Origin of the sequence: Kitasatospora sp. NPDC093550 (genome assembly GCF_044764985.1) — a bacterium.
In the GTDB taxonomy this organism is placed as follows: Bacteria; Actinomycetota; Actinomycetes; order Streptomycetales; family Streptomycetaceae; genus Kitasatospora.
On sequence record NZ_JBIWJF010000019.1, the window covers coordinates 1 to 21822 of the forward strand.

Consider the following 21822-nt stretch of genomic DNA (forward strand, 5'->3'; position numbering starts at 1 on the left):
GTTGTGTGGGGGGGGGGGGGCGGGGGGGGGGGGCGGGGCGGGGGGGGGGCGGGGGGGGGCCGCGGGGGCGCCCCCCCCCGGGGGGCGGCCCGGGCGCCCCCCCCCCCCCCCCCCCCCCCCCCCTTCCGGCGGTGCGGTGGTGGTCCTCAGTCGGTGCTGTCGCCGCTGTCGCCGCTGTCGGCGGTATCGGCGCCAGCGGCGGTGTCGGCGGTGTCGGCGCCGGCGGCGGTCCGCGCCGCCCGTCCGCTGCCGCGGACCGCCGGGCTGAGCACCGCCGCCACGGCCATCACGGCCATCGCCGCCGCGACGCCCACGACGGTGTGCCCGGTGCCCCAGGCCGCGAGCAGGAAGCCGCCGGCCAGCGCCCCGACCGCGTTCATCCCGGAGCTCGCCAGCGCGAAGACGCTGGTCACCCGGCCCTGCAGGGCGTCCGGGGTGACCCGTACCTGGTGGACCCCGGCGACGACGTTCACCAGCGCCCCGGCGAAGCTCATCCCGGCGAACAGCGCCCCGAGCGGCACCGGCTGCGCGGTGAACGCGACCGGCAGCACCAGCAGCGTCCAGGCGGCCAGCGTCCCGCAGATCAGCACCGACATCGACACCCGCTCCATGAACCAGGGCCCGCTCAACGCCCCGGCCACGCCGCCGATCCCGGCGACCATGCCGATCACCCCGATCGTCGCGGGCGAGCCGCCGTGCTCCCGGACGGTCAGCACCAGGGCGAGCCCCAGGACCTGGAACAGCAGGTTGCTGCCGGCGATCAGCACCACCGCGGCGCGCATGAACCGCTGCTCCCAGACCCAGCCCAGCCCTTCCGCGACCTCGGTGCGCAGTCGGCGGGAGACCGCGGGCCGGGCCTCCTGCAGGTCCTTGCGGATGAACAGCAGCGTGCCCAGCGCCAGCAGATGGGTCAGCGCGGTGAAGCCGAACGGCAGCCAGCCCGCCAGGGTGAACAGTCCGCTGCCGGCCGGGCCGCCGAGCAGCCCGGCGGCCTGGCCGCGGGCCTCGTTCTGCCCCAGCGCGGCCGACAGCTGGTCGGGCCGCACCAGGTTGCGCACCGCGGCCCGTTCGGCCAGCCGGTACATCAGCGCCGCGCTGCCCTCGACGAACGCCGCCGCCATCAGCAGGGGCAGCCAGAGCCCGCCGGCGAGCACCATCGCGGCGACGGCGCCCATGGAGAGCACACCGGCGAGGTCGCAGGCGATCATCACCCGGCGCCGGTCCCAGCGGTCCACCGCGACCCCTGCGGGCAGCTGCACCAGAAGCTGCGGCAGGACCCCGGCGAAGCCCACCAGGCCGGCGGCGACCGGCGAACCGCCCTGCCAGACCACCAGCAGCGGGTACGCCACGGTGCCCGCCCGCAGCCCGAGCATCGAGACGCCCGCGCCGATCCACAGCAGCAGGAAGTCCCGGTTGCGGCGCAGCGGTTCGCCGTCCGGCGCGGGGGCGGTGCCCGGCGCCTCGGCCTCCAACAGGCTCATCGCGACTGCGCCCCGGACGTCCCCCGGTGGCACCACTCCAGGACGGCCATCGCGCTGTACATCTTGTTGGCGGCCTGGTCGAAGGCGATGCTGGCGGGTCCGTCGAGCACCTCGGCGGTGACCTCCTCACCGCGGTGCGCGGGCAGGTCGTGCAGGAAGGCGGCCTTCGGGCTGGACGTCCAGAGGCCGGCGGTGACCTGGAACGGCGCGAACTTCTCCCGCCACGTCGGGTCGGCCTTCGAGGTGCCGGTGGTCTGCCAGCGCGAGGTGTAGATCGCGTCCTGGTCGGCCGGGAGCCGGTCCATGTCGTGCCGCTCGGTCAGCCGGGCGCCGCTCCGCTCGGCGCGGGCCAGGGCCTTGGCGAGGATGTCCGCCGAGAGGCCGAAGCCGGCCGGGGTGCGCAGCTCCAACTCGACCCCCTCGTAGCGCATCAGGCCGAGGGCGAGCGCGGCCGCGGTGTTGTTGCCCTCGCCGACGTACAGCACCCGCAGGCCCTCGATCCGGCCGAACCGCCGCAGCAGCGTGGTGAGGTCGGTCAGGCCCTGGGTGGGGTGCTCGTCCGCGCTCATCGCGTTGACCACGGCCATCCGGTCCTGGTCGGCCCAGCCCCGCAGTTCGGCGGTCTCGCCGGCGGTACGGGCGACCAGGAGGTCCAGCATCCGGGAGAAGACCTGCCCGGTGTCCTCGGTGGTCTCGCCGGTGTTCAGCTGGAGGTCGTCCGGGCCGTAGCCGATGATCTGTCCGCCGAGCCGCAGCGCTCCGGAGGAGAAGGCCGTCCGCGTCCGGGTGGAGGTCTTGCGGAAGTAGATGCCGGCGATCGCCCCGTCCAGCGGGCGGTCCGCGGCGCCGTTCCCGGCGGCGAACTCGGCACCCCGGACCACCACGGACCGCAGCTCGGCATCGGTGAGGTCTTCGAGGGAGATGAGGTGGCGTACGGCCATGGAGTGCTCCTTGTACGGTCGGCGGGGCCCGGCCCGGGAGCGGATCCGGGGCCGGGCCGGTGAGGGCTGGGGCCTGCCTCAGGCGGCGATGGCGAGCACGTGCGGCTGTGCCAGCGCCCGGTACGCGGCGGTGCACAGCTCGATCGACCGATCGAGTCTCGCCGCGTTGAAATAGACGTGAGGATGTGTCAACAGCTCCTCATCGACGAGGAGTTCGAGATCGGGGTGGAACGAGAAAGGAATGATCGAGCCGCTCACGCAGCCGCTCAGCCGCTCGGCCGTGGTGCGGTCCGCGAAGCCGACCTTGCTGGAGCCGAGGGCCTGGCCCACGGCGTCGAGGTCGACGCGACGGTCGCCCGGCACCACGGCGAGCGCGTACCGGCCGCCGCCGTCCTGCTTGGCGCGCTTGGCCCGCAGGACGATGGACTTCGCGGCACGGTCCAGCGGGTGGCCGCGCAGTTCGCTGGCGAGGGCGGTGTTGCCCTCGGGCTCGTGGCAGATCGTCCGGTAGGCGGCGGGGTTCGTCGCCAGCAGGGCCAACAACCTGCTGTAGGTGGAGGGTTCGGGGTTCTCGGCGGTCCTGACGGTCTCGGCGGTCCCGGTCGGGCGTCCGCCGGCGGCCGGGCCCGGGGTGAACCTCGGGACGGGCCTCGGAAGGGGCCTCGGAAGGGGCCTCGGGATGGACAGGGCAGGGATCATGGACAAGGCAGGGGTCATCGGTTGCGTCCTCACAGACGGGCATCAGGGCGTGGAGCGGCCCGTCGCACTGCCGGAGCAGCACGACGGGCCGTCGGTCTTGGCCTTGGCTGGTGCTGTGGTGCGTCGACGGTCCTGGCGGGTGCGCGGTCCTGCCCCACCGCGCTCCGCGAGGACGGGGTGGGTGGGGGTCAGGCCCGCGCGGGCTCCCGTGCGTCCGGCGCCTCCAGGACCGGGCCGTCGTACTCCGGGGCCCTGGCCCCGGTCCGGGGCCGAGCTGCCGGTCGACCGGCGGCTTCGTGGGTGCTCGCCGCGTCTGCGGCACCCTTCGCGGCGCCGTTCTCGGCGCCGTTCTCGACACCGCCGTCGATGTCGCCGTCCGTGTCGCCGTCGTGTTCGACGTCGCCCTCGACGGACAGGCTCGGCACCCAGGCGAGCCACCTCGGCAGCGTCCAGGAGCGCTCCCCGAGCAGCGCGAGCGCCGACGGGAGCAGCACTCCGCGGACCAGGGTGGCGTCGATCAGCACGGCCACCGCCATGCCGACCCCGAGCATCTTGTAGTCGGCCATCGACAGCGTCGCGAAGATCGAGAAGACCGCGACCATCACGACCGCCGCGCTGGTGACCACGCCGGCGCTGCCGCTGATGCCCCGGGTGACCGCCGTCCGGCCGTCCTTCCCGCGCACGTGCAGCTCGCGGATCCGGCTCAGGATGAAGACGTGGTAGTCCATCGACAGCCCGAAGAGGATCACGAACATGAAGAGCGGCAGCCAGCTGATCACCCCGCCGTAGGGGTGGAAGCCGACCAGTGAACTCCCGTGTCCCTCCTGGAAGATCCAGGTGATCACACCGTAGGCGGCGCCGATCGAGACCAGGTTGAGCGCGATCGACACCAGCGGCACCGCCAGCGAGCGGAAGGCCGCGACCAGCAGCAGGAAGGCGAAGCCCAGGACGAAGGCGAAGACCCACGGGGTGCTGCTGCGCACGGCGTCGGCGAAGTCCGAGATGGCGGTTTCGCCGGTCACCGCGTACTCCAGGCCGTCCACCGTGCCCAGGCTCTCCGGGAGGGCTTTCTCCCGCAGGGTCTTCAGGGCGGCCACGGCCGGGGCGTCACTGGTGTTTCCGGCGAGCGGGACGTACACCACGACGGTGTTGTTGGCCGCCTCGCCGACCGGGACGACCGCGACCGGCTCGTGCAGCGCGCCGTTGCTCTCGGCCACCTGCCGGTGCAGCGCGGTGATCGCGCGGTCGAACTCGCCGCCGTGCACGACCTGGCCGCGGGCGACCACGATCGCCGGGGCCGGGCTGCCGGGGAAGGCGTCCTGGATGGCCACCATGTTGGCGATCTCCGGGACGCTGCGCGGCAGTTCGTCCTGCAGGCTCGGGTCGGCCAGCCGCATGTTCAGCGCGGGCAGCGCCGCCACCAGCAGCAGGGCGAGCACCGAGCCGCCCCACACCAGCGGACGGCGGACGACCTGGCCGACCAGCGCGCGCCACATCCGGGAGTCCCGGGCCGCGGCGCGGCGGCGGCCCAGCCAGGGCAGCCGGCCCGCGTCCATCCGGTGGCCGAGCATCGACAGCAGCGCGGGCAGCGCGGTCAGCGAGCCGACCACGGCCAGCAGGACGACGACGATGGTGCCGAGCGTCATCCCGGTGAAGGTGTCGATCCCGGTGAACAGCAGGCCCGCCATCGAGACCATCACGGTCAGGCCCGAGACGGTCACCGCGCGGCCCGAGGTGGCGGCGGTGATCCGCAGCGCGGCGGCCGGCGAACGGCCGAGCAGCCGCTCCTCGCGGACACGGCGCAGGTAGAACAGCGAGTAGTCGACGCCGACGGCCATGCCGACCAGCAGCACGACCGAGGAGGCCGACTTGTTGACCGGCACCCAGTGGCCCGCGAGCTGCATCAGGCCGAGCGCCGCCGCCACCGCCGTGATCGACAGCAGCACCGGGATGCCGGCCGCGACCAGGGCGCCGAAGACGACCAGCAGCACCAGCAGGGTGAGCGGCACCGAGGTCTGCTCCGCCTTGGCGAAGTCCTTCGCGGTGGCCTTGGACACCGCCTGGTTGACGCTGGCGTTGCCGGCCTCGACGATCTTCAGGTCCGGGTGCGCGGCGGCCACCTTGGCCACCGCCGCCTCGGTCAGCGCGACGTTGGCGTCCGCGTTGTCCCAGCCGTAGCCGGGGCCCGCGAGCGAGAAGCTGACCAGTGCGGATCGGCCGTCGGGCGAGACCTGGCGCTTGCCCGCCTCCCCGGTCGGCTCCCGCAGTTCGGTCAGCGTGTCCGGGGGCAGTGCCCGCAGCGCGTCGGCCACCTCGGCGGCGGCCTTCTGCATCCCGGGGTTGGCGGCGAACACCGGCGCGTCCGGCTTGGCCTGGATCAGCACGCTCTCGGCCGGCGGCCGGGAGTTCGGTCCGGCCTGGTCGATCATCCGCTGCGCGTGGCCGGACTCGCCCGGGTCGTAGGCCTTCGGGCTGGTGCCACCCACCGCCGCACCGGCGCCGAGCGCCAGCACCACGAGGACGATCCACCCGATCAGGGCGGTCTTTCTGTTTCTGGCCGACCAGCCGGTCACCCGCTCGATCAGCGGCTTCCGGCTGGGCGGAGTCGGCGGGGCATGACGGGCAGTCCGTTCGACGGGGGTCGGCACGGCCACTCTCCTCTTTCTCCGGTGTGGCTCACTCAGAGATCCGGTCGGTCGGCCTCGGCCGGTCGGCGAAGCCTCGGGGCAGGGCGGCGCGTTCACCCGCCGGGTTGCGGCGGGCATGTCGACGGCGGGGTGTGGGGGTCGGCCCGGAACCGCTCCGGGCCACCCGCCGTCCGGCACGGCGTCGGACTGCCACCACCGAGCGTGAAGCGCGTCACTATGGGCGGTCTATGAGGGATCTATACGGAGCGGCGCCCGGCCGGGTCGCGCAGGGCCGGATCCCGCCGGACCGCAGCGTCAGCGAGAAGGAGTCCACCGCGCGCTTGCCGCCACTGCTCCCGGCCGGAGCCCGTCCGGACATCTGCCGTTCGGGGATGTCTCCCGGGTTTCCGGACGGAAACGGCGGGAGGGGTGGGCCTTTCGGCCCACCCCTCCCGCCGTTCACGTCCGTCCACGCGCCCGCGGGTCCGGGAGGCGGCTCAGTCCTCGTCGCCGCCGAGGTCGCCGGCGTCCAGGGCGCCGTCCGGGGCGCCGCTGATCGCGTAGCCCTGGCGGCGCGCCTCGTAGCAGGCCACCGTCGCGGCCGCCGACACGTTCAGCGAGCCGACCCGGCCCAGCTGCGGCACGAACACCACCTGGTCGCAGAGCGCCAGCGCCTCCGGCGTGATCCCGCGGTCCTCGTGCCCGAGCACGAAGGCCACCGCCGGGGTCAGCTCGGCGGCGAACATCGGCACCGCCTCGTCCGCCAGTTCCAGGCCGACCACCTTGAAGCCGTCCGCCTTCGCCGCCGCCACCGCCTCGGCGACGGTGGGGAAGTGCTCCACCTTCAGGTACTTGTCGGTGCCCATCGCGGCCTTCTGCGCGCCGGACGAGCGCACCGACGGGGTGTCCCCGGTCAGGTACAGCTTCTCCGCGCCCATCGCCGCACCGGTCCGGACCACCGAGCCGACGTTGAACGGCGACTGCAGGTTCTCCAGGATCATCGCGAGCCGGAACTCGTTGCTGCGCCGCCACGAGCGGTGCAGACGCTTCAGTTCGGTCCCGCGCAGCTGCTTCACGACGTCGTACCTCGTCCAATCTCCGAGCCCTCGCCCGCCTCGGGGCGGGGCCGCGCTTCCAGAATCCGGAACCCGTTGACCGAGGTGACCCGGGTGGTCGGGTAGCCCTGGTCGTTCAGCCACTTCTGCAGCGAGTCCGAGCCCAGGTGCTTCTGCACCACGAGGAACGCCGAACCGTCCGGGGTCAGCCGGCCGAGCCAGTGCGTCAGCAGCCGGCGCAGCGCCGCCTTGCCGATCCGGATCGGCGGGTTGGAGTAGATCGTCGCGAACCGGACGTCCTCCGGGACGTCGTCGGGCAGCGCGGCCTGGACGTTGCCCAGCCCCAGCGCCCCGGCGTTCAGCCGCACCAGCTCCAGGGCGCGCTCGTTGACGTCCACCGCCCAGACCGGGAGGCGCTTGCGCCGGCTCGCCCAGGTGAGCGCGATCGGGCCGTAGCCGCAACCGACGTCCAGGATCGGGCCGCGCACCCGCGGCGGCGGGGCGTGCTCCAGCAGGACCCGGGTGCCCGGGTCGAGCCGCTCGCGGGAGAACACCCCGGCGTCGGTGGTCAGTTCCAGGGTGAGGTCCGGCAGGGAGACCGTGATCGGCCGGCGGTCGCTGGCGACCTCGGGTGCACCGGTGAAGTAGTGCGAGCCGGACATGCTTTCCCCGTCGTTCGTATGGGCCTCGGGGCCACCGGGTGGGTGTGGGTTAGCCCTTCGTACGGCACCGATCGTACCCCCGGCGGCCCGGCGGGCGTTCCGCTCAGGCGGCGCCGGGGGACGTGCGGGTGGCCACGTTGATGCGGTTCCAGGCGTTGATGGTGAAGCAGAGCGAGATCAGCTGCGCCAGCTCGGCCTCCGGGAAGTGCGCGGCGGCCCGGGCGTACACCGCGTCCGGGACGCCGTCGCCGATCCGCGTGATCTCCTCGGCGAGCGCCAGGGCGGCCCGCTCGCGCTCGCTGTACACGCCTTCCGGGGCCTCCGGCCAGACCGGCAGCAGGTAGATCCGCTCGTCGGTCTCGCCGGCCTTGCGGGCGTCCTTGGTGTGCATGTCCAGGCAGTACGCGCAGCCGTTCAGCTGCGAGGTGCGCATCTGCACGAGCTCGACCAGCGCCGGGTCCAGCCCTTCGCGGGCGGCGGCGTCCAGGGCGATCATCGCGCGGAACACCTTCGGCACGGTGCGGGCGTAGTCGAGGCGGCGGGCGGGGGCGGCGGTGATCTCGTTCGTCGTCACGAGGACGACCCTAGGGGTCGAATGAACCCCGCCTCAGGGTCATTCGGCGGCACTTTTCACGGGTCAATCCGGGGAACGGGCCGGTCGGGGCGGGGCTCCCGGCAACACGCCCGGGCGGGCTCGGCGCGTCGCGTCCGGGCGCCGGGCGGCGGATACTGCCAGTACCGCCACCCGGGCTCCGAACAGTGAGGACGGATGCCATGCCGCAGGATCACGAGGACTACCTGATCGACGAGACGGACGAGACCGTGGAGCCCGAGGAGGAGACGCCCCCGGTCGACGAGTACGACGAGGTCGCCGAGCGCCGCGCCCTCGGGGCCGACCCGGCCACCGACGTCGCGGACGTCGCGGAGCAGACCCGGGTGGTCCAGCTGGACGAGGACGAGTACCGGGAGTAGCGGCCCGCAGGGCCTCCCGGCCCGTGCGCCTACAGCGCCCGGCGGCGCTGCAGCCAGGCCAGCGCCGCCCAGCCCGGCAGTACCGGCAGGATCAGCGTCAGCAGCCGGTACAGCGCCACGGCCGCCAGCGCGCCGCCCTTCTCCATCGACGCGGTCTGCTGCAGCAGCGTGATCAGCGCCCCGTCCACCGCGCCGGCCCCGCCCGGGGTCGGCGCCGCGCTGCCCGCCGCGTTGCCCACCAGGAACACCACCGCGACCGAGGCGAACGACGGCTCCCGGCCGATCGCCCGGGCACAGCAGTACAGGCACGCGATCAGGCAGATCGACACCAGCAGCTGCCCGGTCACCCCCACCGCCAGCCGGGTCGGACTGCGCAGCAGGTCCAGCAGCCGCGGCAGCACCTCGGTCGTCAACGGCCGCAGCCGCGCCGCCAGCCACCGCCGGGCCACCGGGATCGCCCACACCACCGCGAGCAGCGCCGCCGCCCCCGCCAGACCGCCCACCACCGCGGGCAGCGCGTCCAGCTCCGAACCGCCGGGCTGCATGTCCAGCAGGTAGACGAAGGCCCCCAGCTGCAGCAGGTGCAGCACCAGCCCGATCAGCGTCCCCACCCCGACGCTGGACAGCGCCTGCGCCGTCGGGATCCCGGCCCGCTGCAGCAGCCGGGTGTTCAGCGCGACCCCGCCGACCCCGCCCGGGGACACCAGCTTCACGAACGACCCGGCCACCTGCGCCAGCACCGCGTTGCGGAAGTCCAGCCGCTCCGGCACGAACCCGACGAAGCCCATCGCCGCCGTGACGTGGCTCGTCGCGGCGGCGGCCAGCGCCAGCAGCAGCCACCACGGATCGGCGTCGGCCAGGGCGGAGACCGGATTGTCCTCCGCCGCGAACAGCTGCGGGATCAGCAGCCACCCGGCCACCACCCCGCCCACGACGGCCAGCAGCGTCCGCGGCCGCAACCGCTCCAGCCGCACCGGCCGCCCCACCACCTGTGGCCGGGCCCGCAGCACCTCCGCCCGGATCTCCTCCAGCAGCCCGCCGGGCGCAGGCGCCGGGTGGGTGTCGGCGGCTTCGACGGCGGTGGGGCCGACGGCGGTGGGGCGCCCGGTGGCGGGTGCGGACGTGGTCGCCGGGTGGGTGTCGGCGGCTGTGCGGGCGGGCGCGGTGGGTCCGGGGTGGCGTTTGAGGGCGCGGCGGGTGGTGTGGGTGAGGGCGATGGGCTGGAGCAGGGGGAGGGCGGCGCCGACGGGGTCGGGACCGAGGACGGCGGTCGCGGTGCGGACGGAGCGGGCCGCGCCGGTGCGCAGGGCCAGGGTGGTGAGGAGCTGGGCGATGTCGCAGCGCAGGACGAGCTCGGTGGCGGCGATGTCGCCGTCGGCGAAGTCCACCAGGTGCACCGCGCCCGAGTCGTCGACCAGCAGGGAGGAGGGGACGAGGGCGCGGTGGGCGATCTCGCGGCGCTGGAGGAGGGCGAGCTGGCCCCAGGCGTCGGTGAGCAGTCCGTCGGTGATCTCGTCGTCGGCGAGCTGGTCCAGGGTGCGCCCGGCCAGCCGCTCGTACGCGATGAGCGCGGTGTCCTGGCCCAGGCCCGCGGTGGCGGCGATGCCGCGGGTGCGGACCCCGGCGGCCAGGGCCGCGTACGTGACCAGGGCCTCGTGTTCCAGCCCGGTGCGCGGGGAGCGCAGGACGCGCGGGTCGGGGGCGGTGCGCAGGCGCAGTCGGCGCCAGGCGCGTTGGACGGCGGCGGCGGTGACGGCCTGCCGGTCGAGGAGCTGGACGTCGAGGGCGGGGAGGCCGTCGGCCTGCCGGACCAGGTAGCGGTCGGGTCCGGCCGGCTGGGCCTCGACCGGGCGCAGGCCGCTGTCCCGCAGGGCGCGCAGGACCTCGCCGGGGCGGGGGCAGGGGTCGGGGGTGCCGACCGCGTACAGGGTGCCGTGGGCGCCGGTCCAGCCGATCAGCAGGCCGAGCAGCAGTGAGGTGGGGGTGGCGAAGCCGCCGGCCAGTCCGGCGAGGCCGGAGAGGGCGAGGACGGTCCACGGCAGGCGGTGTTCCCGGTTGCCGGAGGCGGTCATGAAGGCGAGGACGGGGGCGAGGTAGCCGTACACCGGCTCGGTGTGCCCGAGGACGTCGCCGGGCAGCGGCGTGGTGATCGCTGTGAGCAGCGAGTGCGGGGCGAGGCCGTCGGCCCACAGGTCCAGGCCGAGGGTGGCGCCGTAGGCGAGGACGGCGGCGAGCAGCCCGTCGGAGACCTGCTGGAGGGCGCGCCGCCGGTCGGGGCCGAGCAGGCGTCGGACGGCGAGGCCGACCGGCAGCAGCAGGACGGCGGCGGTGGTGAGCCCGCCGGCCAGGCTCGCCAGCGGCCGCGGCACCAGGGCGGCGGCCTCGGCGACGTCGGCGGCGATGCCGCCGGTGGTGGCGCGGGCGTAGTCGGCGAGCAGCAGGGTGAGGGCGATGGCGAACAGGCCGCCGAGCAGCCGGATCAGCGCGACGGGTTGCCGGACCCGGCCGGTGGCGGGCACCGGTCGGGCTCGGAACCCGCCGGGCCCGACCGGTCCGGGTCCCGACCGCTCGGGGCCCGGCTGCCCGGGTATGCCGCCGCCGTCGTCCGTCGTCCGCGCTCCGCTGCCCGTCATCCCCGCCCCGCTGCCCGTCATCCCCGCCGCGCCGTCCGGCGCCCCCGCTCCGCCGTTCCGCTGCGCGGGCACACCGCCGGTGTCGCCCCCGTCGGTGTCGCCGTTCGTACTCCCCGTCACGATCGCCACGGGTGGCATGCTCCCACGCCGCCCCCGGGCACCGGGCGGGGATGCCGGAGGGCCCCGCCGGGGCCGCCGGACCGGAGCTACGCCTGCCGGGTCGGCAGGACGACCAGGTGGCGCAGGTTGACGTGCCGGGGGCGGCTGACGGTGTACGCGATCAGGTCGGCGATGTCCTCGGCCGTGAGCGCCGGGATGGCGTCGAACATCCCGCCGAGCTGCTCGCGCAGCACCGGGTTGTCGATGTGCCCGCCGAGCTCGGTGTCGGTGAGCCCGGGCTCGATCGCGCTGACCCGGACGTCGCGCGGGCCGAGCTCGCTGCGCAGTGCGGCGGACAGCTGGGTGAGCGCGGCCTTGGTGGCGCCGTACACGGCGTAGTCGGGGAAGACCACGTGCGAGGCGATCGAGGAGACGTTGACCAGGTCGGCGGTGCGGCCCTCGGCGGCGGCCGCGGTGAGGTCGGCGGTGAAGGCACGGACGATCCGCAGCGCGCCGGTGAGGTTGGTGTCGACCATGCGGGTCCACTCGTCGATCCGGCCGTCGGCGAGGGGGTTGGGCAGCATCACCCCGGCGTTGTTGACCACCAGGTCGACCTGTCCGTACGCGTCGTGGACGGCCTTGGCGGCGGCGTCCACGGAGGCCTGGTCGGTGATGTCCGCGGTGACGGCGAGGGCCTGGCCGCCCGCGGCGGCGATCTCGGCGGCGAGCGCGTCGAGCCGCTCGGTGCGGCGGGCGAGCAGGGCGACCCTGGCGCCCTGGGCGGCGAGGGTGCGGGCGGTGGCGGCGCCCATGCCGCTGGCGGCTCCGGTGACGACGGCGGTGCGGGTGGCGAGGGAGGAGAAGCTCATCGGGGGCTCCGGTTTCGGGTCGCTCGGGCTGACGTCGACCACTCTGCGCGGCCCGCGGCCGCCTACCCAGGGCCACGCCTTTCCCGGGTACCGCCGTCCTGGGAACGCCCGTCCCGGAACGGCCTTTCCTGGGAACGGCAGTACCACCCTCGGGCGGCCGCGCCCGGCTACCCTGCCGGGCATGGAGAACACCCTGGGGGACTTCCTCCGCTCGCGCCGGGCCCGGATCCTGCCGGAGGAGGTGGGCCTGCCCTCGCACGGCCGCCGCCGGGTGCAGGGCCTGCGCCGGGAGGAGGTGGCGCAGCTGGCGGGCGTCAGCGTGGACTACTACGTGCGGCTGGAGCAGGGGCGGGGCGGCAGCGCCTCGGACGCGGTGCTGGACGCGGTGGCCCGGGTGCTGCGGCTGGACGCGGTGGAGACGGCGCACCTGCGTTCGCTCGCCCGTCCGCCCAAGGACCCGGCCCCGGCCGGCCCCGCCCGGGGGCGGGGCCGGGAACGGGTCCGGCCGGGGACGAGGCTGCTGCTGGACCTGATGACCGGGGTGCCCGCCTTCGTCCTCGGCCGGCGGATGGACGTCCTGGCCTGGAACGCGCTGGCCGGCGCGGTGAACGGTTTCGCCACGCGGACGGACGGCTCCCCGGACGGCTCCCCGAACCAGGCCCGGCACGCCTTCCTCGACCCGGCGGCCCGGGAGTACTACCGGCAGTGGGACGCGGTCGCCGCGGAGACCGTCTCCTACCTGCGCCGGGACGCCGGACTGCACCCGGACGACCCGGCGCTGAGCGCCCTGGTGGGCGAACTGTCGGTGCGCAGCGAGGAGTTCCGCCGGCTCTGGGCCGACCACCTGGTCCGGGAGAAGACCCACGGCGTCAAGCTGGTCCGGCACCCGCTGGTCGGCGACCTCGACTTCGGCTACGAGACCCTGGGCGTCAACGGCTCGCCCGACCAGCTGCTGGTCGTCTACACCGCTCCGGCGGGTTCGCCGACCGCGCAGAAGCTGGCCCTGCTGGCCAGTTGGACCGCCCCGGGGGCGGAGGACGGGGCTGCCGGGCACCCCGCGGCGCCCGGGCCGCCGGAGCCGCCGGAGGCGTACTGAGCAGGGCGTTCCGAGGCGGGCGCCGGGTGGGCGGGACGCCCCCGGGCGGCTTAGCCTGCACTCATGAGCGCCTGCGAAGACCTCGCCATGGCCCCCCGGGACATCGAGGCCCTTCCGCCCGCCGACGGCTGCGCCGAGTGCCTGGCGCAGGGCCGCCGGGACTGGGTGCACCTGCGGATCTGCCTGGACTGCGGCCACATCGGCTGCTGCGACTTCTCGCCGCAGCGGCACGCCACCGCGCACTTCCACAACTCCTCCCACCCGGTGATCCGCTCGTACGAGCCGGGGGAGGACTGGCGTTGGTGCTTCGTCCACGAGGTCATGGGCTGAGGGGGGGCACGCGAACCCGGGACCCGAACCCGGGACCCGAATCCGGGGACCCGAGCCCGGTTGTCCGAGCCCGGGATTCCCGGTGGCACGGACCCGCAGCCCGGATAAAATCCGGACATAACGCCCGTGCGGCCCCTCCGGCCGACATCCGTCCGGCCGGTGACCGCCGAAGGGAGGCCGACGATGACCAAGCGAACACCGGGCAGCACCGCCCGGCTCCGCCAGGGCACCCAGGAACTGCTGGAACGCCGCGGCATGGCGAGCCCGCCCGCCCGGATCGGGCCGAAGCTGCGCACCGGCGTGGTGTCCTCCTCCGTCGCCGGGTACGGCGCCGGCGAGGCGTTCCGGCACGGCGGGCACGACGCGGCGACCGCCTCCGCGCACGCCGCTCCGGCGATGCACGCCGAGCTCAAGGGCCACCGGCACCGCGGCGCGGAGAAGCACTCCGCCCACTGAACCGTCCGACCGGGGGCGGGCGCCGAGCTGCGGGCGCCCGCCCCTGACGCACGGTCACGGAGCCCGCGGGGCGGCGGGACGGCCCTCGGCTCCGGCCCCGGCGGGCGTGCGGAAGGCGGCGGACCAGCCGGTCGACGGCGGACCGGTCGGCGGCGAACCGGATTGTCAGTGCGCTGCGCTAGGTTCGTCCCGTTCACCAGGTACGGCAGGACGACGGGGGCATCATGGCCGACGTGATCGCGGAGGAGCCGGTCGAGCTCCAGTTGGAGCGCCACCGCACCGAACTCACCGGCTACTGCTACCGGATGCTCGGCTCGGTCTTCGAGGCCGAGGACGCGGTGCAGGAGACGATGGTCCGGGCCTGGCGCGGGCACCGGGGCTTCGAGGGGCGCTCGGCGCTGCGCTCCTGGCTGTACCGGATCGCCACCAACGTCTGTCTGGACGCCCTGAACGGGCGGAACGCCCGGGCCCGCCCGATGGACCTGGCCGGTCCGGTCACGGTGGCCACGGCGCACGACGCCCAGCTGCCCGAGGTGACGTGGATCGGCCCCGCCCCGGACGGCCGGGTGCTGCCCGAGACGGGGGACCCGGCCGAGGTGGCCGCCCAGCGCGAGTCCGTGAAGCTGGCCTTCGTGGCCGTGCTGCAGCGGCTCGCACCCCGGCAGCGGGCCGTGCTGATCCTGCGCGAGGTGCTCGGCTGGAAGGCCGCCGAGGTGGCCGAACTCCTCGGTGTCACGGTGGCCTCGGTCAACAGCGCGCTGCAGCGGGCCCGCGCGGCGCTCGCCGCGGAGGGCTCGGCCGCCCGGCCCGCGCCCGCCCTGGACGAGGACCACCGCGCGCTGCTGGACCGCTACGTCCGGGCCTTCGAGGCGTACGACATGGACGGCCTCGCCGTGCTGCTGCGCGAGGACGTCACGCTCAACATGCCGCCGTTCGCGATGTGGCTGCGCGGGCGGGAGGAGCTCCGGGCCTGGATGCTGGGCCCCGGCCAGGGCTGCCGCGGCTCCCGGCTGCTCCCGGTGACGGCCAACGGCGGACCGGCCTTCGCCCAGTACCGGCCGAGCCCGGCGGGTGGGCACGAGCCGTGGGCGCTGATCGTGCCGGAGCTGTCAGCGGGCCGGATCACCGGGTTCACCAACTTCCTCGACACCGACGTGCTCTTCCCGCTGTTCGGCCTGCCGCCCCGGCTGGAGGCCGAGCGGGTCGACGCCGAGCGGGTCGACGCCGAGTAGCCGGGGGTCGTCGAGTGGCCCGAGCGGATCGCCCGGGCCCGGCGGCAGCAGTGCGGCGAGCCCGCTGAACGCGAGCAGTTCCCGCAGCGGGCCGCTCGCGTTCCGCAGCACCACGCCCACGCCGTGCCGGGCGGCGGCGAGCCGCAGCCGGGCGAGCGCGTCGACGACGGCCAGGTCCGGGGCGGTCAGCGCGCCCAGGTCGCAGGTCAGTACGGCTCCGCCCGGTGTGGTCTCCCCGATGGTCTCCATGGGGGTTGGACCGCCGGGGCGGCGCCGACTCATCGCTCCGGCGCCGACTCACCGTTCCGTCGGCGGTTTCACCGTTCCGGTGACGGTCTCACCGGTCCGGCGCGGAATCGCGTCGTGGCGGCCCCGGAGTCCGGTGGCAGAGTAGGGCCGTCGAACCCGTCCCGCCCCAGGAGGAGCGCCGTGACCGCTGAGCCCTTGAAGTCCCGCGAGGAATGGCTGGCTTCGCTGCCCCGGATCTACGCGGCGGCGGGCTGCCTGCTGCGGGACGAGTCCGGCCGGATCCTGATCGTGAAGGCCGGGTACCGCGAGCACTGGCAGTTCCCCGGCGGCACGATCGACCTCGGCGAGGGCCCGGTCGAGTGCGCCGTGCGGGAGTTGGAGGAGGAGACCGGCATCGTCGGTGAGGCCGGCGCGCTGCTGGCCATCTCCTGGACCCACCCGTCAGCCGAACTCGACCACCCGGCCGAGCACTTGTTGTTCGACTTCGGCACCGTCCCGGACGGCACCCCCGTGACCGTCCCGGACGGTGAGCTGGACGAGCACCGCTGGGCCCCGGTCGAGGAGGCGCTCGAACTCCTCGGCCCGGCCCGTTCGGCCCGGCTGCGGGCGGCGCTGGCGGCGGCCGAGGACGGCCGGGTCCGGATCGTCACCACCCACGTCTCCGGCTTCTAGCCCGAAGTGCCGTGCCCCGGCCGGGAGTTCCGTCCGGGGCACGGCGCCGGGGTCTCAACCCTGCTGCTCGGGCTCGGCGTTCCGGGCGGCGATGATGGCGGCGATGGCCTCCGAGACGAAGGTCTCCGCCTCGGACTTGTCCACGTTGAGCGAGGTGAGGACGTCCTGGCCGTTGTCCTGCTCCAGCAGCGCCAGCAGGATGTGCTCGGTGCCGACGTAGTTGTGCCCGAGCTTGAGCGCCTCGCGGAAGGTCAGCTCCAGCACCTTCTTGCTCCGGGCGTCGAACGGGATCAGTGCGGGCAGCTCGTCGGCGGCGGCCGGGAGGGCGGCGGTGGCCGCTTCCCGCAGGGCCTCGGGGGCGACGCCCTGGGCGGCGAGCGCCTTCATCCCGATGCCCTCGGGCTCGGCGAGCAGGCCGAGCAGCAGGTGCGCGGTGGTGATCTCGGCGTTGGCCGCCTTCCGGGCCTCCTCCTGCGAGGCGACCACGACACTGCGGGCCCGAGGGGTGAAGCGGCTGAAGCCCTGGCTGGGGTCGAGGTCGTTCGGCGTGCCCGGATCCTTGGGGACGAAGCGCTTCTGGGCGGCCTGCTTGCTGACGCCCATGCTCCGGCCGATGTCGGTCCAGGAGGCGCCGGATCGGCGGGCCTGGTCGACGAAGTGGCCGATCAGGTGGTCGGCCAGCTCGCCGAGGTGGTCGGCGGCGATGACCGCGTCGGAGAGCTGGTCCAGCGCGTCGGTGTGGACCTTCTTGATCGCCGCGATCAGGTCGTCGAGGCGCAGCGGAGTGGTGTTGGGAACAACGGGATTCTCCATGCGTCAACCGTAGGTTGTCGACCCGATACCCGTCAACCATCGGTTGACGATTGCCGGGGAGTTCGCGCGGAGCGTTCCGGAGGCCCCGGGCGGCGGCCGGGATGCCGGGCGGGCGGCGGCCCGGGGGCGGACTAGTCGGCGGGCAGCAGCCGGCCGCGGACGGCGGCGATCAGGTCGGGCGTGACGCCCGCCGCGAGCAGGTAGCCGGTCGGGTCGAACCCGTCGAGCGCGTCCGCCAGGGCGGCTTCGGCGGTGGTCCCGGCCTCCGCGAGCACCGCGTCGATCCGGTGGTACGGGTCCGGCAGACCGAGCATTCCGTACAGCGGGCGGACGTTGGGGCCGCTCAGCAGGTAGTCCTCGGCGATCGCGGCGCTGCCGACCCCGGCCAGCGCGAGCAGCAGCAGGGCGGCGAGGCCGGTGCGGTCACGGCCGGCTCCGCAGTGCACGACCACGCCGCCGGGGCGGGCGCCGGCGATCGCGGTGATCAGCGCGGCGGCGGCGTGCGGGCAGTGGTCCAGGTACGGGCGGAGCGCGAGCGGGGTGCCGTCCAGCCGGCCGTGGGCCTCCCACCAGGCGGGGCCGGCGAGTTCGTCCAGCGGGACGCGGATCAGGTCGACGCCCTCGGGGAGCGGGAGGAGCGGCCTGTACTCCTCGACGTTGCGCAGGTCGATCACGGTGCGGACGCCGTGGTCGAGGAGGGCGTCCCAGCCCTCGGCGGTGAGGCGGTCCAGGTTGTCCGCCCGGACTATCGCGCGGCGGGCGGTGAGCCGGCCGGAGGCGGTGGGCAGCCCGCCCAGGTCGCGGACGTTCAGGCAGCCGTCCCAGACGAGGGTGCGGTCCTCGGTGGTGGTCAGCGCGTCCGTCGTCCCGTTCATGGGGCTCCCCGTTTCCTCGTCGGGGGTCCCGTTACCCCCTCGTTATGGAAGGACTCCCGGGAGATCCGGATGGTTCCTGGCCGTTCGAGTCCTCGGAACCGGTTGTTCACGTACCGGCTGTTCGCAGAGCGGCTTCTCGCGGACCGATTCCTCGCGGAGCGGCTTCTCGCGGAGCGGTTCTTGACGTACCGGTCGGTCGGGGGGCTCAGGCGGCGGTCGGGGTCTCGGCCTCGGTGCGGACCAGCTTCTCCAGCGGCTCGACGGCGATCTGGCCGAGCATCGAGCCGGCCACGATCGCGCCGACCAGGAAGACGGTGGACAGCCAGGCCATGGTCGACACCGGCAGGGTGAAGGCGCCGATCACCCGGGCCGCGCACTCGGTCAGCAGCGCGGTGCCCCAGATGGCCGAGAACAGGCGCTCGTGGCGGCGGAAGGAGCGCGACGCGGCCGCCCTGCCCTCGCTCAGCCGCTCCCAGGCGGCGGCGCGGTCGCGCTTGCCCTTGGTGACGAAGGGCATCAGCATCGGGCTCATCACCGGCCGGCCGATCAGGGCGGAGACCAGGATCGCGAGCGCCACGGTGCCGCTCAGCCCGCCGTCCTTGGCGATCATCAGCCGGGCGTCGCCGGTGACGAAGGTCAGCGCCAGGCCCGCCAGGTTGACGGTCAGCATCAGGGTGGCCCACAGGTTGAGCCTGCGCTCGCGCAGCAGGCCGAGGACGGTGCGGGCGGCCGGGAAGGCGCTGCTCCAGGCCAGTGCGGCGAACTCGCTCAGGCCGAGGGCCGAGTGCAGCAGGTAGTAGCCGGCCAGCGGGGCGGCCACGTCGAGGGCGAGCGGGCGCAGGCCGGAGAGCAGCGGGTTGGGGGCCTTGGCGTGGGCGGCCCCGCCGGTGCCGGTCTGCGCGGAAGCGGCGGCGGTGGCGCCGATGGTGGTGGTGACGGCGGCGGCGCTGACGGTCTGGCTCACGGTGGGTTCCTCCCCGGCTGGTGGCCGCGGGCTGCCGCCCGCGTCGTGCCTCCAGTCTTTCCGTCCGACCCTCCGTCAGAGCAGTGCCGTCCGTTGCGGGATCCGCGTGACAGTTGTCATGGTGCGGGTGGTGACACCCCCTCCGACCTGCGGTTCCGCGGGCTCTGTCGGTCGGTCCCCGATCAGTCGCCGACCAGCCGTCGATCGGTCGTCGGCCGGAAAGGTGCGGAGCTCGCGGCCCAGGGCGCCCCGGCGGCGCACGGTGCCGAACCGCGCGTCCCCGCCGGACAGGAAGCCCCGCGCGGCCCTCGGGAGCACGGTCGGGCGACGGTGTCGCCCCGGGTCCGGGCGCCGGTCAGCACCAGCGCCTTGCCGGCCGGCCCGGCGCGCCGCACCCGGGCCACCGCGGCGGTCGGCAGCGCGGCGTTCACCTCGCCCGGCTCGGCGGGGGAGAGGCACGTCCCCCCGGGGGCGGTGCGGTCGGACTCGCCCGGCGCCGCAGGGCCGGCGGGCCGTAGGGGTGGACGGCGGCGACGGCGTCGTCCGGCGGGAGCCGCCGGCGCCGCCCGGGCGGCACCTCCCACCAGACGTCCTCGACGGCCGGCAGCACCTCGCCGATCCGGGCCCGCCAGGTCTCGACGCCGTACCGGGCGCGCGGGTCGGGTCGGTGGCCGGGTGGGCGGGCGGCGGTCCACTCGGCACGGCGGACCAGGGTGAGCCCGAAGGCGAAGGGCAACCGGTCGGCGGTGGGGCGCTCGCCGCGACGGTGGCCCGAACTGATTCGCCTACGCACAACCTCTGTGTGGCAGGCTCGTCGGGGGCTGCGGGTGAACCGCGGCCGTGCGCGGGACCTTGGCCCCGCCCGGGCCGGTCCTTCGGCCGGAGCCGAACTGTTCCCCCGAATGGCGCATCATGTGGCGGGTGCAGAGTGCAGAGCGCCCCGGAGCGGGCACCGGCAGCCCCGTAGGCCGAGCCGGACCAGTACCGACCACCGGCCCACCACCGGGACGGGCCGACGCTCCCACCGATCTGACCGAGGCGGTCCGCGCCGCGCAGGGCGGGGACGAGGAGGCGTTCCGACTGCTCTTCCGGACCGTCCAGCCGGGCCTGCTGCGGTACCTGCGGGTGCTGGTCGGGGGCCGGCCGGAGGACGCGCAGGACGCCGAGGACATCGCCTCGGAGGCCTGGCTGCAGATCGCCCGCGACCTGCGCGGCTTCTCCGGAGACGGCGACGGCTTCCGCGGCTGGGCCGCCACCATCGCCCGGAACCGGGCGCTCGACCACCTGCGCGCCCGCCGCCGCCGCCCGGTCGCCGACCTGCCCTTCGAGTACCTCGTCGAACTGGCGGCCGGGGACGACACCGCCCGCGCCGCCCTCACCACGGTCGGCACCGCCGACGCGCTGGCGCTGATCTCCCGGCTGCCGCGCGACCAGGCCGAGGCGGTGCTGCTGCGGGTGGTCATGGAGCTGGACGCGGAGAGCGCCGCCCGGGTGCTCGGCAAGCGGGCCGGAAGCGTCCGGATGGCCGCCCACCGCGGGCTGCGGCGGCTGGCCAAGCTGCTGGAGCAGCCCCTCGCGACCGGCGGCGGGATCCCGGCCGCGCGGCCGGGCGGGCAGCCCCCCGCGGGCTCCGGCGGAGCGGCCGGAACGGGCGGGGGCGAGGCCTCCGGGCAACCCGGGGGGAAACCCGCGAAAAAGAATTCTCCGCAGGGTGTGACAGAACGCCGGGCCGCGACGCTGAAGGACATGAGATGAGCACCAACCGATCCCGTCGGATCGACCGTGATACCGCCGAGCAGCTGCTCGGCGGTGCCGTGGCCGACCCGTCGGCCGGGCAGGAGGCCTCGCTCACCGGACCGGACGGCGGTCCCGGGCAGCTCGCCCGGGTGCTCGCCGCGGCCGCCGCTCCCGCGACGGCCGGCGAACTGGCCGGGGAGGAGGCCGCCCTGGCCGCGTTCCGGGAGGCGAGTCTCACCCCCGACCCCGTAGTGACCCCCGTCCGGAGACGATCGATGGCGACCGCCGCGCTGGCCAGGGCCTTCAGCACGAAGGCCGCTGCCGCCGTGCTCGGCGCCACCGCGCTGTGCGGGGTCGCGGTCGCCGCCGGCACCGGCAACCTGCCGTCCCCCCTGAGCGGCGGTCCCGCCGAGCCGCAGCGCACGCTCGCGGGCCAGGGCGCCTCCGGCACCTCGCCGGGCGCGTCGGCACACGGCTCCTCGGCCGCCACGGCCCCGTTCGCCCCGACGTCCGGCTCCGCCCGGCCGTCCGACGGCGCCTCCGGTGGCCCGCGGACGGCCGCACCGACCGGCACCGCGACCCCCGGCTCCCCGTCGGCCGAGGGGCGCGGTGACCGCCCGGTCGTCCCGCCCGCCCTGCTCGGCCTCTGCCGCGGCTTCGCCGACCGCACGGCCAAGGGCGAGCGCCCCGGCCGGCTGGTCACCGATCCGCTCTACGGCCCGCTGGTCGAGGCGGCCGGCGGTGCGGACCGGGTGGCGGAGTTCTGCGCCGAGGCCCTCGGCGCGGGGGACGGCGACCACCAGGACACCGGCGCCCAGCCGCGCGACCCGGCCAGGACCGGAGCCCCTCCCGGCTCCGGCACGGGCAAGGGGAGCACCGACGGCGGCAAGAGCGGCGGGACCGGCACCACCAACGGCGGCGGCAACGGCGAGGACACCGGCGGCGGCACCAAGCCCGGCAAGGCCGGGGCGACCGTCCCGCCGCTGCCCGTCGCGCCCACCGTGCCGGACGTCCGGCCGAGCAAACCCGACCGCTCCGGGAACGACCAGTCATCCGGAAGGTGACCCCCCAGAACTCCGGGTGGGCGGCGAGCGACTCCCCCCGGGCTCGCCGCCCGCCCGGACCGAACCACCCGCACGAACCGCACCACCCGCAGTAACCCGCACCACCCGGCACCGCCCGCGCGGCGCCGGCAGGAAGCACCACCCGAAGACCCCGGGTGGCCGGTCGGCTCCCCCGTGCCCGCCGTCCACCCGGCCGGCCCCGGCCGGACCGGCAGGCGTCATCCCGGACGCGCCGCCGGCCCGGCCGGCCCGGAAACGTGCGGCCCGCCCGCCCGCAGTCAGGGCGGGCCGCACCC

The 21822-nt window shown here is 75.3% G+C and carries 21 protein-coding genes and 1 pseudogene; 8 read left to right on the forward strand and 14 right to left on the reverse strand.

The annotated features are described in order from the left end of the window. Window positions 1-146 precede the first annotated feature (146 nt). The 7 genes from ACIRD3_RS27315 to ACIRD3_RS27345 all read right to left on the reverse strand — a co-directional run bounded on the left by ACIRD3_RS27315 (window position 147) and on the right by ACIRD3_RS27345 (window position 8039). Window positions 147-1481: an MFS transporter gene (locus ACIRD3_RS27315; protein ID WP_402221644.1), complete on the reverse strand. Its 1335-nt coding sequence runs from the start codon at window positions 1479-1481 to the stop codon at window positions 147-149. After that, the gene (locus ACIRD3_RS27320; RefSeq protein ID WP_402221647.1) at window positions 1478-2422 is read right to left on the reverse strand and encodes an ornithine carbamoyltransferase; all 945 of its coding nucleotides are present in this window, start codon (window positions 2420-2422) and stop codon (window positions 1478-1480) included. The genes ACIRD3_RS27315 and ACIRD3_RS27320 overlap by 4 nt, the downstream gene beginning before the upstream one ends. Before the next feature lie 78 nt (window positions 2423-2500). Then, window positions 2501-2962 (reverse strand): YbaK/EbsC family protein, encoded by a 462-nt coding sequence (locus ACIRD3_RS27325; protein ID WP_402221650.1) that lies wholly within the window; start codon window positions 2960-2962, stop codon window positions 2501-2503. 347 nt (window positions 2963-3309) lie between these two features. Further along, a complete protein-coding gene (locus ACIRD3_RS27330; protein ID WP_402221652.1) occupies window positions 3310-5769 on the reverse strand; it encodes an MMPL family transporter in 2460 nt (819 codons plus the stop codon). Window positions 5770-6245: 476 nt separating this feature from the next. Then, window positions 6246-6824 (reverse strand): TrmH family RNA methyltransferase, encoded by a 579-nt coding sequence (locus tag ACIRD3_RS27335; RefSeq protein WP_402221654.1) that lies wholly within the window; start codon window positions 6822-6824, stop codon window positions 6246-6248. Then, window positions 6821-7465: a class I SAM-dependent methyltransferase gene (locus tag ACIRD3_RS27340; RefSeq protein ID WP_402221657.1), complete on the reverse strand. Its 645-nt coding sequence runs from the start codon at window positions 7463-7465 to the stop codon at window positions 6821-6823. Before ACIRD3_RS27340 ends, ACIRD3_RS27335 begins: the two co-directional genes overlap by 4 nt. Window positions 7466-7568: 103 nt before the next feature. Continuing rightward, complete coding sequence (locus ACIRD3_RS27345) at window positions 7569-8039, reverse strand: carboxymuconolactone decarboxylase family protein (protein ID WP_402221659.1); 471 nt, start codon at window positions 8037-8039, stop codon at window positions 7569-7571. 200 nt (window positions 8040-8239) lie between these two features. Here ACIRD3_RS27345 and ACIRD3_RS27350 point away from each other — a divergent pair, with 200 nt between their 5' ends. After that, window positions 8240-8437, forward strand: coding sequence for a hypothetical protein (locus ACIRD3_RS27350; RefSeq protein WP_402221662.1), 198 nt, complete (start codon window positions 8240-8242; stop codon window positions 8435-8437). 29 nt (window positions 8438-8466) lie between these two features. Here the strand turns inward: ACIRD3_RS27350 and ACIRD3_RS27355 are convergent, their stop codons facing one another. Both ACIRD3_RS27355 and ACIRD3_RS27360 read right to left on the reverse strand, forming a co-directional pair. Continuing rightward, a complete protein-coding gene (locus tag ACIRD3_RS27355) occupies window positions 8467-11199 on the reverse strand; it encodes a lysylphosphatidylglycerol synthase domain-containing protein (RefSeq protein ID WP_402221665.1) in 2733 nt (910 codons plus the stop codon). Between the two features lie 77 nt (window positions 11200-11276). Continuing rightward, window positions 11277-12038 (reverse strand): SDR family oxidoreductase, encoded by a 762-nt coding sequence (locus tag ACIRD3_RS27360; protein WP_402221667.1) that lies wholly within the window; start codon window positions 12036-12038, stop codon window positions 11277-11279. A 181-nt stretch (window positions 12039-12219) separates the two neighbouring features. On the opposite strand from ACIRD3_RS27360, the gene ACIRD3_RS27365 reads away from it, so the two are divergent. From ACIRD3_RS27365 to ACIRD3_RS27380, 4 genes are all read left to right on the forward strand, one after another. Next, complete coding sequence (locus ACIRD3_RS27365) at window positions 12220-13134, forward strand: helix-turn-helix transcriptional regulator (RefSeq protein WP_402221670.1); 915 nt, start codon at window positions 12220-12222, stop codon at window positions 13132-13134. Window positions 13135-13197: 63 nt separating this feature from the next. Then, window positions 13198-13464: a UBP-type zinc finger domain-containing protein gene (locus tag ACIRD3_RS27370; RefSeq protein WP_402221672.1), complete on the forward strand. Its 267-nt coding sequence runs from the start codon at window positions 13198-13200 to the stop codon at window positions 13462-13464. 183 nt (window positions 13465-13647) lie between these two features. After that, window positions 13648-13920 carry a hypothetical protein gene (locus ACIRD3_RS27375; RefSeq protein WP_402221674.1) on the forward strand — a complete coding sequence of 91 codons (273 nt, stop codon included), beginning with the start codon at window positions 13648-13650 and terminating at the stop codon, window positions 13918-13920. A 224-nt stretch (window positions 13921-14144) separates the two neighbouring features. Then, entirely contained in the window at window positions 14145-15152 is a 1008-nt protein-coding gene (locus ACIRD3_RS27380; protein ID WP_402221676.1) for a sigma-70 family RNA polymerase sigma factor, read from the forward strand. Window positions 15153-15221: 69 nt separating this feature from the next. Here the strand turns inward: ACIRD3_RS27380 and ACIRD3_RS27385 are convergent. After that, window positions 15222-15434: pseudogene (locus tag ACIRD3_RS27385) on the reverse strand (STAS domain-containing protein); the annotation flags it as partial. A gap of 147 nt (window positions 15435-15581) precedes the next feature. On the opposite strand from ACIRD3_RS27385, the gene ACIRD3_RS27390 reads away from it, so the two are divergent. Continuing rightward, window positions 15582-16073, forward strand: coding sequence for an NUDIX domain-containing protein (locus ACIRD3_RS27390; RefSeq protein WP_402221678.1), 492 nt, complete (start codon window positions 15582-15584; stop codon window positions 16071-16073). Between the two features lie 54 nt (window positions 16074-16127). Here the strand turns inward: ACIRD3_RS27390 and ACIRD3_RS27395 are convergent, their stop codons facing one another. From ACIRD3_RS27395 to ACIRD3_RS27410, 4 genes are all read right to left on the reverse strand, one after another. Further along, window positions 16128-16886 (reverse strand): Clp protease N-terminal domain-containing protein, encoded by a 759-nt coding sequence (locus ACIRD3_RS27395; protein ID WP_402221681.1) that lies wholly within the window; start codon window positions 16884-16886, stop codon window positions 16128-16130. A 131-nt stretch (window positions 16887-17017) separates the two neighbouring features. Beyond that, on the reverse strand, window positions 17018-17761 hold the full coding sequence (locus ACIRD3_RS27400) for a tyrosine-protein phosphatase (protein ID WP_402221683.1): 744 nt from the start codon (window positions 17759-17761) through the stop codon (window positions 17018-17020). A 205-nt stretch (window positions 17762-17966) separates the two neighbouring features. Then, complete coding sequence (locus tag ACIRD3_RS27405) at window positions 17967-18725, reverse strand: VC0807 family protein (protein ID WP_402221685.1); 759 nt, start codon at window positions 18723-18725, stop codon at window positions 17967-17969. A 427-nt stretch (window positions 18726-19152) separates the two neighbouring features. Next, window positions 19153-19518: a hypothetical protein gene (locus ACIRD3_RS27410; RefSeq protein ID WP_402221688.1), complete on the reverse strand. Its 366-nt coding sequence runs from the start codon at window positions 19516-19518 to the stop codon at window positions 19153-19155. Between the two features lie 119 nt (window positions 19519-19637). On the opposite strand from ACIRD3_RS27410, the gene ACIRD3_RS27415 reads away from it, so the two are divergent. Both ACIRD3_RS27415 and ACIRD3_RS27420 read left to right on the forward strand, forming a co-directional pair. After that, window positions 19638-20480 (forward strand): RNA polymerase sigma factor, encoded by an 843-nt coding sequence (locus tag ACIRD3_RS27415; protein ID WP_402221691.1) that lies wholly within the window; start codon window positions 19638-19640, stop codon window positions 20478-20480. After that, on the forward strand, window positions 20477-21526 hold the full coding sequence (locus ACIRD3_RS27420; RefSeq protein WP_402221698.1) for a hypothetical protein: 1050 nt from the start codon (window positions 20477-20479) through the stop codon (window positions 21524-21526). The genes ACIRD3_RS27415 and ACIRD3_RS27420 overlap by 4 nt, the downstream gene beginning before the upstream one ends. The last annotated feature ends 296 nt before the right edge of the window (window positions 21527-21822 follow it).